Origin of the sequence: Pseudoduganella sp. UC29_71, from assembly GCF_042693265.1 — a bacterium.
In the GTDB taxonomy this organism is placed as follows: Bacteria; Pseudomonadota; Gammaproteobacteria; order Burkholderiales; family Burkholderiaceae_D; genus Rugamonas.
The window spans coordinates 312308-325651 of the sequence record NZ_CP170549.1 but is presented as its reverse complement, the minus strand read 5'-3'; the positions used below and the strand labels follow the sequence as shown (position 1 = coordinate 325651).

Sequence of the window (13344 nt, the reverse complement as noted above, 5' to 3'; positions counted from 1 at the left end):
GTTGTCATAGAGCCGCGCACGCCACGTATCGCGCTTTACAAAAGTGATGCCCACGGGCATCATCCGGTGGATGGCCTCGGGCCAGCCCCCTTATGTAGTCTTTCCTGACAGCGCGCTTCTATGGCAGCAGTTCAACCCAATACGGCGTCCAGCGCCCCCATGGCGGGGCTGGCGCGGGCCTTGATGCAAGCGGGCCGGCTCACGCCGGCGCAGGCGGACGCACTGCAAAAGAAGGCCTTGGCCGACAAGCTGCCGTTCATCGACACCTTGTTGGCCAGCAACGCCATCCAGCCGCGCGAGCTGGCTTCCTTCTGTTCCGAAACCTTTGCCTATCCGCTGATGGACCTGGCCGCGTTCAGCATCGACGCGCTGCCGCCCAAGATCATCGACGCCAAGCTGATGCAGGCGCAGCGCGTGATTGCGCTGGCCAAGCGCGGCAACAAGATGTCGGTCGCGATCTCGGACCCGACCAACACCCAGGCGCTGGACCAGATCAAGTTCCAGACCGAATCGCTGGTGGAGCCGGTGATCGTGGCGCACGACGCGCTGCTGGCCCTGCTGGGCAGCCTGGGCCGCAGCGCCGAACAGAACCTCAACGACCTGGCCGGCGACGAGCAGGACATCCAGTTCGCCGAGGAAACCGAGGTGCCGTCGGCCGCCGCCGAACAGGCCGCCAACGAAGTGGAAGACGCGCCCATCGTGCGCTTCCTGAACAAGATGCTGATGGACGCCGTTAACATGGGTGCATCGGACTTGCATTTCGAACCATTCGAAAAGTTCTACCGCATCCGCTTCCGCGTGGACGGCGTGCTGATGGAGCACGCGCAGCCGCCGGTGTCGATCAAGGACAAGCTGGTGTCGCGCATCAAGGTGCTGGCCAAGCTGGACATCTCGGAAAAGCGCGTGCCGCAGGACGGCCGCATGCGCCTGATCGTCTCGCCGACCAAGACCATCGACCTGCGCGTGTCCACCCTGCCGACGCTGTTCGGCGAAAAGACCGTGATGCGTATCCTGGACGCGACCCAGGCGCAGATGGGCATCGATTCGCTGGGCTACGACCCGGACCAGAAGGAACTGCTGCTGGACGCCATCCAGCGCCCCTACGGCATGGTGCTGGTGACCGGGCCGACCGGTTCGGGCAAGACGGTGTCGCTGTACACCTGCCTGAACATCCTGAACAAGCCCGGCATCAACATCTCCACCGCCGAGGACCCGGCCGAGATCAACCTGCCCGGCGTGAACCAGGTGAACGTGAACGACCGCGCCGGCCTGACCTTCCCGGTGGCGCTGAAGTCCTTCCTGCGCCAGGACCCGGACATCATCATGGTGGGCGAGATCCGCGACCTGGAAACGGCCGACATCGCCATCAAGGCCGCGCAGACCGGCCACATGGTGTTCTCCACCCTGCACACCAACGACGCGCCGTCCACGCTGACGCGCTTGATGAACATGGGCGTGGCGCCGTTCAACATCGCCTCCTCGGTGATCTTGATTACCGCGCAGCGCCTGGCGCGCCGCCTGTGCAGCTGCAAGCAGCCGGTGGACATTTCCAACGAGCTGCTGCTGAAGGCGGGCTACAAGCCGGAGGAACTGGACGGCAGCTGGAAGCCCTACGGCCCGGTGGGCTGCGAGCGCTGCAACGGCGGCGGCTACAAGGGCCGGGTCGGCATCTACCAGATCATGCCGATCACGCCGGCTATCGAGAGCATCATCCTGGCGCATGGCAACTCGATGCAGATTGCGGCCCAGTCGGAAAGCGAGGGCGTGAAGTCACTGCGCCAGTCCGGCCTGGTCAAAGTAAAAAACGGGCTGACCAGCCTCGAGGAAGTCCTCGGCTGCACCAATGAATAGGAAGTACACCATGGCCACTACGAGCACTCCGGGCAACCCCATCAAGGAATCGGTCTTCGCCTGGGAAGGCAAGGACAAAACCGGCAAGACCGTGCGCGGCGAACTGCGCGCCGGCGGCGAGGCGGTGGTCAACGTGACCTTGCGGCGCCAGGGCATCATGGTGACCAAGGTGAAGAAGAAGGTCTACCGCAGCGGCAAGAAAGTCACCGACAAGGACATCTCGCTGTTTACGCGCCAGCTGGCCACCATGATGAAGGCCGGCGTGCCGCTGCTGCAATCGTTCGACATTGTCGGCAAGGGGCACTCCAATCCCTCCGTGTCCAAGCTGGTGATGGATTTGCGCGCCGACATCGAGACCGGCACCAGCCTGAACCAGGCCTTCCGCAAGTTCCCGCTGTACTTCGACCCGCTGTTCTGCAACCTGGTGGGCGCCGGCGAACAGGCCGGCATCCTGGAAGACCTGCTGACGCGGCTGGCCATCTACAAGGAAAAGACCCTGGCCATGAAGGCCAAGATCAAGTCCGCGCTGACCTATCCGGTGTCCATCCTGGGCGTGGCCTTCATCGTCACCGCCGTCATCATGATCTGGGTGGTGCCGGCGTTCAAGGAGGTGTTCGCCAGCTTCGGCGCCGACCTGCCCGCGCCCACCCTGGCGGTGATGGCCATTTCCGAATTCTTCGTGTCCTACTGGTATCTGATTTTCGGCGGCCTGTTCGGCTCGCTCTACTTCTTCTTCCAGGCCTGGAAGCGTTCGCCGCAGGTGCAGCGCTTCATGGACGTGACCCTGCTCAAGCTGCCCATCTTCGGCGAGGTGATCCGCAAGGCCACCATCGCGCGCTGGACGCGCACCTTGTCGACCATGTTCGCGGCCGGCGTGCCGCTGGTGGAGTCGCTCGACTCGGTGGGCGGCGCCTCCGGCAACATCGTCTACCTGGAAGCGACGCGCCGCATCCAGAAGGAAGTGAGCACCGGCACCAGCCTGACGGTGGCCATGCAGAACGCGGACGTGTTCCCCAACATGGTGACGCAGATGGTGTCCATCGGCGAAGAGTCCGGCTCGCTGGACGCCATGCTGGGCAAGGTGGCCGACTTCTTCGAGGACGAAGTGGACGAGGCCGTGGCCTCGCTGTCCAGCTTGATGGAGCCGCTGATCATGGTGATCCTGGGCGTGCTGATCGGCGGCCTGGTGATTGCCATGTACCTGCCCATCTTCAAGCTCGGCTCGGTGGTGTAGGGTTAGCTGGTGTAGGTCCTCAGAAAACTTCGCAGTGTCTCAAAATACTTCGCCGTGCGTTCGCGGTAGCGCTACGTCCATCTGACGTAAAGCTACTGGGCAATCCCGCCGTTTTCAGTGCGCGCGAAGCAGAGGTTGTTGGGCCGATACTTTGACTGCAGCCTTGAGCTTTTCCTCCATGTACATGCCGTGCTCGCGGCATAGCGCCGGCACCGGCGTGCCGCTCTCGGCCAAACGCGCTTCATTTCCGGGGGACTACAGTTGCCCAGACTGCTTTGCATCGGTGCCAGGTCGACCTGTCAGGATAGCGCTCGTCATGAGTTTGACGAGATGATCCGCCCGCGGCGCGAATGACGGTTGATCGACTGTCCAGCCAAGCGCCGTTATCAGCGCGAACAGGTCGTCCCCGGTCATGTCGGCGCGTGCCGTTCCTTCGTCCTGGGCACGTAGCAGCAGTCGCGCGCCTGCCGAGTGTACGGCGGCGCACGAAGCGTAAAGCGCGGAGTCCGGATTGGCGTGAGCGGCCGCCATCATGGCGACCACGCCTCTGTAGCTCCGGGTGAATGCAACCAGCTCCCGAAACCAGGTCAAAAGCGCCTCGTCAGCCGAAGCCGAGCCTTCGAGTTCGTCCGCCTTCTGCGTCAGTGTGTCCAGATGGGTACATAGCAAGGCCTCGAACAAGGCTTCCCGTGTCGAGAAATGACGAAGCAAGGTGGCCAGGCCGACACCGGCGCGGCGGGCGATGTCGCGCATCGAGGCCTCGGCGCCATGCTCCGCTACGACGTCGCGCGCGACCGTAAGGATTTGATTGCGATTTTTTTGGGCGTCGGCTCGCATAAGTTCCCTTGACAAGTGGATCAGTGATCCATATATTGATTATGTGGATCGGTGATCCATATAATACAGCGCCAGCTAGGATTTTTCCAGCTTCCGCGCAACGCCAACGAAAGAGCACAACACATGAACAGATTAAATGGAAAGACCGCCGTCATCACTGGGGGTGCAACCGGCATCGGCCTCGCTGCGGCAAAGCGCTTCATCGAGGAAGGCGCCTTCGTCTTCATCTTCGGGCGCCGGCAGGAGGCGCTCGATGTCGCCATCACCACCCTCGGACCCAATGCCCGCGCCGTGGCCGGCTCGGTCTCCGTGCTGGCCGACCTCGACCGGCTCTACGCGGCCGTGAAGGCCGAGCGCGGGACCCTCGACATCGTCCTGGCCAACGCGGGTGCAGGAAGTCCGCTTCCGCTCGGCCAGATCACCGCCGAGCACATTGACGGCACCTTCGACACCAATGTGAAGGGAACGATCTTCACAGTCCAGAAGGCGCTGCCGCTGATGGGTCCGGGCGGTTCGATCATTCTGACCGGATCGAGCGCCGGCACCACGGGAGCTCCGGGGTTCACGGCCTACAGCGCTAGCAAGGCTGCGGTACGCAACCTTGCCCGGACCTGGGCGGAGGACCTGAAAGGCACCGGCATCCGGGTAAACGTGCTGTCGCCGGGGGCGACGGCGACCGAACTCGCCAAGCAGGCGCTAGGCGAAGAGGGGCAGAAGGCGTACGGCGCGATGACGCCGCTGCAGCGTATGGCCGATCCGGCGGAGATCGGGGCGGCGGCCGCCTTTCTGGCTTCGTCGGATAGCAGCTTCATGACCGCCAGCGAGGTCGCCGTTGACGGCGGCCTGGCACAACTCTGAGGAGAAAATCGCATGACACAATCACTGAAGGGCAAGACAGCTCTCGTCACCGGGGCATCAAGGGGTATCGGCCGCGCGATCGCCGAACGTCTCGCCAAGGATGGTGCGACTGTGGCACTGACCTACAACGCCAGCAAATCCAGCGCGGACGAGGCGGTCGCGGCGATCGGGAAAGCCGGAGGCACCGCGTTCGCGATCCATGCGGATCTGGTTGATCCAAAGACCGTCCCAGCTTTGTTCGAGAGCCTTGACGACGAGTTCACCAAACGGAACGGTAGCAAAGCGCTCGACATTCTGGTCAACAACGCTGGCAATGCCGGCTGGCTTGGCTTCAAGGACGCCACGCCGGAAAGTTGGGACACGCTGATGGCCGTCTACGCCCGCGCGCCCTTCTTCATCGTTCAGGCCGCTCTCGATCGTCTTGCCGATGGCGGACGCATCATCAACATTTCTTCCGCTGCAGCCACGAAGCCGGTGACGGCTGCGCCCGTCTACTCGATGGCGAAAGCGGCCATCAACACCCTGACCCACACGCTCGCAATCGAGCTGGGGCCGCGTCGCATCACGGCGAACGCCGTAGCGCCGGGCTTCACGCGAACCGACGCGAACGCCGACTTCCGCGAGAATCCCGAACTCGTCAAGGCGGTCGAGGCCCAAATCGCGCTGGGCCGCTTTGGCGAACCTTCGGAAATCGCCGCCGTCGTGGCTTTTCTGGCCTCCGACGAGGGCCATTGGGTGACCGGCCAAACGATTGAAGCCAGCGGTGGCTACAAGCTCTGAGCGCATGCACAACACGAAGGAGAGACATATGAGTTACGCAATTATTGGCTTCGGCAAGATCGGCCACGCACTAGCCAAGGCGTTCGCCCGCAAAGGCATCGAAGTGGCCGTTGCGACTACGCGCGACCCGGAAAGCTTTGCAGCCGAGGCGGCCGCAATCGGGCCGACGATCATTCCCACACCCCTTGCGGAAGCCGTCAAGGCCGACACCATCTTTTTGGCTGTCCGTTTCGAGTCGCACCCTGTGGTCGCAAAAGCGATATCCGACTGGAAGGGCAAGACCATCGTCGACGTGATGAACACGCAGGCCCCGCTTGAGGAACTGGACGGTCTCCCATCGTCCGCTTTTGTCGCGAAGGCGTTTGCCGGCGCCAGGCTGGTGAAAGGCTTCAACCATCTGGTCGCTGCCGTGCTCGACCAGGACCCGTCCGTACACGGCGGCAGGAGGGTCGTGTTCCTGGCCAGTGACGATGATGACGCTGCTTTGGAGATAGCCGCGCTGGCGGAACATCTCGGCTACGCGCCGATAAAGCTCGGCGGACTTTCGGAAGGAGGACTAGTTGTGCACGCGCGCGGGAAAAGCTGGGGACAGTTGATCTTCCAAGACCTGGTCAGGTTCGACTGATTCGATTGATGCGCGGGCGGCGCTGGCAGTCAGCCGCACTTCGTTCATCCGGCGTGCGCACCGCGGCATCGCGCACGCATTTTCTAAGCGTCATGAGGACAAGGACTGCGAGATACCTGAGAACTACCTAAGTATGTGTGGGAAGCAACTGCAGGGCATCGTGAGTGCCTGCAGCCGGCAAGGCTAGACCGAATACAGCCGCGAGTGGGCGGCGCACACTTCGGCCAGGGCTTGCGCCGGCTGCTGCGTGAAGCCGGTCTTGGGGTAGGCGCAGAACAGCGAGAACGCTTCCTGCTGGCACAAGCGCGTCCACAGGTGTTCCAGCCGGACGGTGGCGCCGCAGTTGCCCTCGGCCCACATCAGCGCCACCATTTCGCCGAAGGCGCGCACCTGGCGGTGCGTGCTGCGCACCTGCTGCAGGATGCCTTTGATGGTCTGGTGGAACAGGACGTCATCCGGCCAGCCGTCCACCATGAACCTGGACAGCGTGTCCTTGGCGTCCAGCGCGATGTACTGCTTGCGTTGCGCAGCGGCCTGAACATCGAAGCCGCCCTCCGCCAGGCGCGCGGCAATGGCCTCCAGGTGGCCCGGGGTGGCAATCAGAATGATGGCATCGCCGGCGCGTATGCCGCCCGCCACGAAGCCCTCCAGCGCGTCCAGGAAGCTGGCGTCGTTCTCGTAAATCTGCACGCAATGGTCGCACGCCGCCATCTCGCCCCAAAACACATCGACCCGGTTCCAGCTCTCTACATCTGCGTAATTCATAACCACTCCTGACTTTTCCCCCTCCACCTTAACACCAAGTCCGCCGCGGCGCCGTTCGCGTGGCTGTCACTACGGCACTGACTGCGCGGCGCGCCCGCCATCATGCTGGCGGTGCGCCGCGCTGCCGCTCATTGCGCGGCCCAGCCGCCATCCATGTTGAGCGCCGCGCCGCGGATCTGGTCGGCCGCCGCGCTGCACAGGAACACGGCCAGCGCGCCGATCTGCTCGGGCGTGGCGAATGCCTGCGAGGGCTGCTTCTCGCCCAGCAGTTTGGCGCGGGCCTGGTCGGGCGACAGCTGCTCGCGCGCGGCCAGGTCGTCGATCTGCTTTTGCACCAGCGGGGTCAGCACCCAGCCCGGGCAGATCGCGTTGCAGGTGATGCCGCTGCGCGCGTTCTCCAGCGCCACCGCCTTGGTCAGGCCCAGCACGCCGTGCTTGGCCGCCACGTAGGCCGACTTGTTCACCGACGCCACCAGGCCGTGCACCGAAGCGACGTTGATGATGCGGCCCCAGCCGCGCTGCTGCATCTGCGGCAGCGCCGCGCGGATGGCGTGGAAATTGGAGGACAGGTTGATGGCCATGATCTGGTCCCACTTTTCCAGCGGGAACTCGTGCACCGGCGCGGTGTGCTGGATGCCGGCGTTGTTGACCAGGATATCGACCGCGCCGAACGCGGCCGTGGCGTCCGCCACCATGGCGGCGATCTGGTCTGGCTGCGCCATGTCGGCCGCGCTGTGGCGCACCTGCACGCCCAGCGCGCGCAGCTCGTCTGCGATGGCGGCAATGGCGGCGGCGTCGCCGAAGCCGTTCAGCATGACGTTGGCGCCCTGCGCGGCCAGCGCGCGCGCAATGCCCAGGCCGATGCCGCTGGTGGAACCGGTGACGATGGCGGATTTATTCTTCAACATGGCAGTACTCCTTCTTAGTAGATGCCGAACGCGTAATAGGTGCCGATCACAACGAACACGGCCAGGGTCTTGATGCAGGTGACGGCGAAGATGTCGCCATAGGACACGCGGTGCGTCAGGCCGCTGACGGCCAGCAGCGTGATGACGGCGCCGTTGTGCGGCAAGGTGTCCATGCCGCCGCTGGCCATGGCAGCCACGCGGTGCAGCACCTCCATCGGGATATGGGCGGCGTTGGCGGCCTGGATAAAGGTGTCCGACATGGCGGCCAGCGCAATGCTCATGCCGCCGGAGGCGGAACCGGTGATGCCGGCCAGCGAGGTCACGGCCAGCGCTTCATTGACCAGCGGATTGGGCACGGCGCGCAGCGCGTCGGCCACCACCAGGAAGCCCGGCAGGCCGGCAATCACGGCGCCGAAACCGTACTCGGACGCGGTGTTCATGGACGCCAGCAGCGCGCCGGAAATGGCCACCTTGCTGCCTTCGGCGAAGCGGCGGCGCACCGTATCGAAGGCCAGCAGCAGCACGCTGGCGATGCCCACCAGCAGCGCCGCTTCCACGGCCCAGATGGCCGCCACCTTGGACACTTCGGTCACCACCGGCTTGGCCGAACCGGCCAGCGCCAGGCTGTGGCTCTTGCCGTAGTACAGCGGAATCATCAAGGTAAACACCTTGTTCAGCACGCCCACCAGCACCAGCGGCAGCAAGGCCACCAGCGGATGCGGCAGCGTCTGCTGCGTGTATTCCTCCGGCTCGTTGCTGTGGCCGCTGCCATAGCCTTCTCCCCTGGCTAGCGCCTGGCGGCGGCGCCATTCCAGGTAAGCCAGGCCGGTGACCAGGATGAATACCGAGCCGATCACGCCCAGCCACGGCGCGGCCCAGGTGTCGGTCTGGAAGAAGGAGGTCGGGATGATGTTCTGGATCTGCGGCGTGCCGGGCAGCGCATCCATGGTGAAGGTGAAGGCGCCCAGCGCGATGGTGCCGGGAATCAGGCGCTTGGGGATGTTACTCTGCCTGAACATCTCGGCCGCGAACGGGTACACCGCGAACACCACCACGAACAGCGACACGCCGCCGTAGGTCAGCACCGCGCACACCAGCACGATGGCCAGCATGGCGCGCTCGCGCCCCACCAGCCGGATGATCAGGGCCACGATGGACTTGGAAAAGCCGGACAGCTCGATCACCTTGCCGAACACGGCGCCCAGCAGGAACACCGGGAAATACAGCTTCACGAAGCCAACCATCTTGTCCATGAAGACGCTGGTGAACATGGGCGGCACCAGGCCGGGATCGGTCAACAGCACGGCCAGCATGGCGGCCACCGGGGCAAACAGGATGACGCTGAAACCGCGGTAGGCGACCACCATCAGGAATATCAGCGCCAGCAGGACGATCAAAAAGCTCATACACGCTCCATTAAGTTAGAACGTTGCATAAAGCACCATCCGTGCCAGCCTTATAAACCCCTGTAAATTCAAGGGCTTAGATATAAGCTGTGGTGATGCCGGAGTGCGGCTGAAATGCATATTGTCCGGATAGCCGGACATTCTGCGTAAAATTACGCAGAAAACCTGTCTGGAAATCCGGACATGGCGTATGAAATACTGGACAGTCGCGTCCGCAGCCGCCAGAATCGGTGCTTTTGCACGGGTGGGCCATATGGAACTGATGCGCTGGTTTACCGAGAATCCGGGCGGCGGCGGCCTGCGCCACCTGGCCATTCCCAAGCTGCTGGAGCGGCTGGACGCGCTGTGCGAAGGCACCATCGCGGTGGACACCGACGCCCGCATCGTCTGGTGCAACGACAAATACCTGCACATGCTGGGCTACACGGACCCGCAATCCCTGCTGGGCCGGGACGTGGAGGACATCATCCCCAACAGCCTGATGCGCCAGGTGGTCAAGACCGGCGAACCCATCCTGCTCGACCTGATGGCCTTTGGCAGCGAGACCTTCGTGGTGTCGCGCCTGCCGCTGACCGGGCCGGACGGCAGGGTGATCGGCGCGGTCGGCATCTGCCTGTACGACAAGCTGCACCACCTCAAGCCGCTGCTGGGCAAATTCGCGCAGCTGCAGGACGAACTGGCCGAAACGCGCCGCCTGCTGGTACAGGACCGGCGCCCGCGCTACACGCTGGCCAGCTACGTCGGCAACAGCCCGGCCAGCCTGGAAGTGAAGCGCCAGGCCCGGCGCGCCGCGCAGCTGGGCAGCACCGTGCTGCTGCTGGGCGAGACCGGCACCGGCAAGGAACTGCTGGCGCAAGCCATCCACGCCAGCTCCGACCGCGCCAGCCAGCCCTTCATCGCCGTCAACGCCGCCGCCATCCCCGAAGCGCTGCTCGAGTCGGAGTTCTTCGGCGCCGCGCCGGGCGCCTACACCGGCGCCGACAAGCGCGGCCGCGACGGCAAGTTCAAGCTGGCGCACGGCGGCACCCTGTTCCTGGACGAAGTGGGCGACATGCCGCTGCAGATCCAGGCCAAGCTGCTGCGCGTGCTGCAGGAACAGGAAGTGGAGCCGCTGGGCTCGAACAAGGTGATCAAGGTGGACGTGCGCATCATCGCCGCCACCAGCATCGACCTGGTGCAGGCGCTGGCCCAAGGGCGCCTGCGGCGCGACCTGTACTACCGCCTGAACGTGCTGTCGATCACCCTGCCGCCGCTGCGCGAACGGCTGCCGGACCTGGAAGCGCTGTGCGAAGGCGCGCTGGAGCAGATCGTCGAGCGCACCGGCATGGGCCGGCGCGAACTCACGCCCGGCGCGCTGCAGCGGCTGGCCGAGCATGACTGGCCCGGCAATGTGCGCGAGCTGCGCAACGTGCTGGAAAAGGCCGTGCTGCACAGCGACAACCGGCGCCTGGTGGCGGACGACTTCGACGCCATCCTGCCGCGTACGCCCGGCGCGCACAGGCCGGGCGCAGCGGACGCGCCGGCCACGGTGCAGCCGCTGGCGCAGGCGGTGGCGGCGGCCGAGCGCGCCGCCATCGACGCGGCGCTGCTGGCGGCGGGCGGCAAGAAAACCGAGGCCGCGCGCCTGCTCGGCATTTCGCGCGCCACGCTGTATGAAAAAATGGCGCAGCTGCAACTGTAGTTGTGCCGCGCCCTGCCTTATACTGTCTGCAAACAATACTACGGAACCCAACCGATGCAGGATATCTTGCTGTTCGCCCCGCCCGCCACCCTGATTGCCGCCATTGCGGCCGGCATCTTCGGCCTGCTGATCGGCAGCTTCCTGAACGTCGTCATCCACCGCCTGCCCATCATGATGCAGCGCGAGTCGGACAATTACGTGGCCTCGGAATCGGGCAAGGACCTGCCGCACACCACACGCTACAACCTGGTCGTGCCGCGCTCGGCCTGCCCGCACTGCCAGCACCAGATCACCGCGCTGGAAAACATCCCGGTGGTGAGCTACCTGGTCCTGGGCGGCAAATGCAGCAACTGCAAGGCGAAGATCTCGCCGCGCTACCCCATCATCGAAGCGTTGACCGGCCTGCTGTCGGCCGCGCTGGTGTGGCAGTTCGGCAGCGGCTGGATGGGCCTGGCGACCCTGTTCTTCGCCTATATGCTGATCGCCATGACCTTCATCGACGCCGACACCCAGCTGCTGCCGGACGACCTGACCTTGCCGCTGCTGTGGGCCGGCCTGCTGCTCAACATCCATGGCATGTTCGTGCCGCTGCAGGACGCCGTGATCGGCGCGGCGGCCGGCTACCTGGCGCTGTGGTCCATCTACTGGCTGTTCAAGCTGGCCACCGGCAAGGAAGGCATGGGCTACGGCGACTTCAAGCTGCTGGCGGCGCTGGGCGCCTGGCTGGGCTGGGCCACGCTGCCCACCATCATCCTGCTGTCGTCCGTGGTGGGCGCGGTGGTCGGCATCAGCCTGATGGTGTTCGCCAAGCGCGGCCGCAACAACCCCATTCCCTTCGGCCCCTACCTGGCCGCGGCCGGCATGATCGCCCTGATGTATGGCGGCCCGCTGACCGCCTTCACCTCCCACTTGCTGGGCCAGTGACGTGAGCGCAGGCGCCAGCGCAGGCAAGTTCAGCGTCGGCCTCACCGGCGGCATCGGCAGCGGCAAAAGCGTGGTGGCGGCGCGCTTTGCCGAACTGGGCGCCACCATCGTCGACACCGACCGCATCGCGCACGGCATGACCGTGGCCGGCGGTCCCGCCATGCCGGCCCTGCTGGCCGAATTCGGCCCCGAATTCGCCGACGCCAGCGGCGCCATGGACCGCGCCCGCATGCGCGCGCTGGTGTTCAGCGACGCCACCGCCAAGAGCCGGCTGGAAGCCATCCTGCACCCCTTGATACGCGCCGCCGCCGAAGCGGCCGGCGCCGCCGCCACCGGCCCCTATGTGATCTACGACGTGCCCCTGCTGGTCGAGTCCGGCACGTGGCGCAGCCGCGTGCAGCGCGTGCTGGTGGTGGACTGCCCGGAGGCAGTGCAGGTGGCGCGCGTGATGGCCCGCAACAAGATGCCGGCCAGCCAGGTGCAAGCCATCATGGCGGCCCAGGCGCCCCGTTCAACGCGGTTGGCAGCGGCCGACGATATCATTAATAATGAGGGGGATCTGGCAGCGCTGGAGCCGCAAATTGCGCGATTACACCATTTATACCTGGCATTTTCCGCAGGAACGATAACAATACCATCGCAACGTTTGTAATTTTGCTTCGCTTGGTTCAGAATCACGGAATTCTTTGCAGGCCCATCTATAGAGGGAAGTCATTTTGATTGTCTACGAATACCCTTTCAACGAGCGCATACGCACGTTGTTGCGGCTGGAAGACCTGTACGAGAAATTCAAGTTCTTTGTGCATCAAGAACACCCCATGCAGCACCATGTCGCGCTGGCCACGATCTTCGACATGCTCGAAGTGGCAGGCCGGGCCGACCTGAAGTCGGACCTGCTGCAGGAACTGGAGCGCCAGCGCCAGACTTTGCTGAGCTACCGTTCCAACCCGAATGTACAGGCCGAAACGCTGGACGCCATCCTGTCCGAGCTGGACAGCGTGAGCAGCGCCCTGGTCGCCGCGCAAGGCAAAACCGGCCAGAACGTGCGCGACAATGAATGGCTGATGAGCATACGCGGCCGCACCATCATCCCCGGCGGCGCCTGCGAATTCGACCTGCCCTCCTATTACGCCTGGCAAAAGCGCAGCGCCGAACAGCGCTTCAACGACATCGCCGGCTGGTTCGCGCCGCTGGCCCCGCTGTTCGACGCCCTGGCCCTGGTGCTGCGCCTGCTGCGCGACTCGGGCGGCCCGGTGAAAATGATCGCCAGCGCCGGCAGCTACCAGCAAATGCTGCAAGGCAAGGTCTACCAGATGCTGCGCCTGACATTGGACGAATCGATGGGCGCCATCCCCGAAATCTCGGCCAACAAATACATGCTGTGGGTACGCTTCACCACCCAGGGTGGCGATTTGAAACCCAAGCCGCTGGAAGAAGATGTACCATTCGAGCTCACACTCTGTAATTTTTAAAGA

13 protein-coding genes are annotated in these 13344 nt (G+C 64.4%); 9 read left to right on the top strand and 4 right to left on the bottom strand.

Annotation, left to right across the window (positions count from 1 at the left end):
• Positions 1–120 precede the first annotated feature (120 nt).
• Positions 121–1851, top strand: coding sequence for a type IV-A pilus assembly ATPase PilB (gene pilB / locus ACFJI2_RS01490; protein WP_377703443.1), 1731 nt, complete (start codon positions 121–123; stop codon positions 1849–1851).
• Between the two features lie 10 nt (positions 1852–1861).
• Positions 1862–3085, top strand: a complete 1224-nt coding sequence (locus tag ACFJI2_RS01485; protein WP_107876121.1) for a type II secretion system F family protein — start codon at positions 1862–1864, stop codon at positions 3083–3085.
• 255 nt (positions 3086–3340) lie between these two features.
• On the opposite strand, the gene ACFJI2_RS01480 is transcribed toward ACFJI2_RS01485, so the two are convergent.
• Positions 3341–3922: a TetR/AcrR family transcriptional regulator gene (locus ACFJI2_RS01480; protein WP_377703442.1), complete on the bottom strand. Its 582-nt coding sequence runs from the start codon at positions 3920–3922 to the stop codon at positions 3341–3343.
• Between the two features lie 123 nt (positions 3923–4045).
• Between ACFJI2_RS01480 and ACFJI2_RS01475 the strand changes: the two genes are divergently transcribed.
• Genes ACFJI2_RS01475 through ACFJI2_RS01465 form a run of 3 tightly spaced genes read left to right on the top strand, consistent with a single transcriptional unit; the run spans position 4046 to position 6185 of the window.
• Complete coding sequence (locus tag ACFJI2_RS01475) at positions 4046–4780, top strand: SDR family NAD(P)-dependent oxidoreductase (protein WP_377703441.1); 735 nt, start codon at positions 4046–4048, stop codon at positions 4778–4780.
• Between the two features lie 12 nt (positions 4781–4792).
• Positions 4793–5560, top strand: a complete 768-nt coding sequence (locus tag ACFJI2_RS01470; protein ID WP_377703440.1) for an SDR family NAD(P)-dependent oxidoreductase — start codon at positions 4793–4795, stop codon at positions 5558–5560.
• Positions 5561–5588: 28 nt separating this feature from the next.
• Complete coding sequence (locus ACFJI2_RS01465) at positions 5589–6185, top strand: NADPH-dependent F420 reductase (RefSeq protein ID WP_377703439.1); 597 nt, start codon at positions 5589–5591, stop codon at positions 6183–6185.
• Positions 6186–6368: 183 nt separating this feature from the next.
• Here the strand turns inward: ACFJI2_RS01465 and ACFJI2_RS01460 are convergent, their stop codons facing one another.
• The 3 genes from ACFJI2_RS01460 to ACFJI2_RS01450 all read right to left on the bottom strand — a co-directional run bounded on the left by ACFJI2_RS01460 (position 6369) and on the right by ACFJI2_RS01450 (position 9264).
• Positions 6369–6950 (bottom strand): MEDS domain-containing protein, encoded by a 582-nt coding sequence (locus ACFJI2_RS01460; RefSeq protein ID WP_377703438.1) that lies wholly within the window; start codon positions 6948–6950, stop codon positions 6369–6371.
• Positions 6951–7078: 128 nt separating this feature from the next.
• Positions 7079–7858 carry a 3-hydroxybutyrate dehydrogenase gene (locus ACFJI2_RS01455; RefSeq protein WP_377703437.1) on the bottom strand — a complete coding sequence of 260 codons (780 nt, stop codon included), beginning with the start codon at positions 7856–7858 and terminating at the stop codon, positions 7079–7081.
• A gap of 14 nt (positions 7859–7872) precedes the next feature.
• Positions 7873–9264, bottom strand: a complete 1392-nt coding sequence (locus tag ACFJI2_RS01450) for a GntP family permease (RefSeq protein ID WP_377703436.1) — start codon at positions 9262–9264, stop codon at positions 7873–7875.
• A 253-nt stretch (positions 9265–9517) separates the two neighbouring features.
• On the opposite strand from ACFJI2_RS01450, the gene ACFJI2_RS01445 reads away from it, so the two are divergent.
• From ACFJI2_RS01445 to zapD, 4 genes are all read left to right on the top strand, one after another.
• Positions 9518–10945 (top strand): sigma-54 interaction domain-containing protein, encoded by a 1428-nt coding sequence (locus ACFJI2_RS01445; protein WP_377703434.1) that lies wholly within the window; start codon positions 9518–9520, stop codon positions 10943–10945.
• Positions 10946–10999: 54 nt separating this feature from the next.
• Positions 11000–11869, top strand: coding sequence for a prepilin peptidase (locus ACFJI2_RS01440; RefSeq protein ID WP_377703433.1), 870 nt, complete (start codon positions 11000–11002; stop codon positions 11867–11869).
• A gap of 1 nt (position 11870) precedes the next feature.
• Positions 11871–12521 carry a dephospho-CoA kinase gene (coaE, locus tag ACFJI2_RS01435; protein WP_377703432.1) on the top strand — a complete coding sequence of 217 codons (651 nt, stop codon included), beginning with the start codon at positions 11871–11873 and terminating at the stop codon, positions 12519–12521.
• A gap of 64 nt (positions 12522–12585) precedes the next feature.
• Complete coding sequence (zapD, locus tag ACFJI2_RS01430) at positions 12586–13341, top strand: cell division protein ZapD (protein WP_107876110.1); 756 nt, start codon at positions 12586–12588, stop codon at positions 13339–13341.
• The last annotated feature ends 3 nt before the right edge of the window (positions 13342–13344 follow it).

What these genes read in the sequence shown, in the direction of transcription:
- ACFJI2_RS01480 (WP_377703442.1), bottom strand. Translation starts at nt 3,922, where the DNA reads ATGCGAGCCGACGCCCAAAAAAATCGCAATCAAATCCTTACGGTCGCG.
- ACFJI2_RS01460 (WP_377703438.1), bottom strand. Translation starts at nt 6,950, where the DNA reads ATGAATTACGCAGATGTAGAGAGCTGGAACCGGGTCGATGTGTTTTGG.
- ACFJI2_RS01440 (WP_377703433.1), top strand. Translation starts at nt 11,000, where the DNA reads ATGCAGGATATCTTGCTGTTCGCCCCGCCCGCCACCCTGATTGCCGCC.
- ACFJI2_RS01470 (WP_377703440.1), top strand. Translation starts at nt 4,793, where the DNA reads ATGACACAATCACTGAAGGGCAAGACAGCTCTCGTCACCGGGGCATCA.
- ACFJI2_RS01445 (WP_377703434.1), top strand. Translation starts at nt 9,518, where the DNA reads ATGGAACTGATGCGCTGGTTTACCGAGAATCCGGGCGGCGGCGGCCTG.
- pilB (WP_377703443.1), top strand. Translation starts at nt 121, where the DNA reads ATGGCAGCAGTTCAACCCAATACGGCGTCCAGCGCCCCCATGGCGGGG.
- ACFJI2_RS01475 (WP_377703441.1), top strand. Translation starts at nt 4,046, where the DNA reads ATGAACAGATTAAATGGAAAGACCGCCGTCATCACTGGGGGTGCAACC.
- ACFJI2_RS01455 (WP_377703437.1), bottom strand. Translation starts at nt 7,858, where the DNA reads ATGTTGAAGAATAAATCCGCCATCGTCACCGGTTCCACCAGCGGCATC.
- ACFJI2_RS01485 (WP_107876121.1), top strand. Translation starts at nt 1,862, where the DNA reads ATGGCCACTACGAGCACTCCGGGCAACCCCATCAAGGAATCGGTCTTC.
- ACFJI2_RS01465 (WP_377703439.1), top strand. Translation starts at nt 5,589, where the DNA reads ATGAGTTACGCAATTATTGGCTTCGGCAAGATCGGCCACGCACTAGCC.
- ACFJI2_RS01450 (WP_377703436.1), bottom strand. Translation starts at nt 9,264, where the DNA reads ATGAGCTTTTTGATCGTCCTGCTGGCGCTGATATTCCTGATGGTGGTC.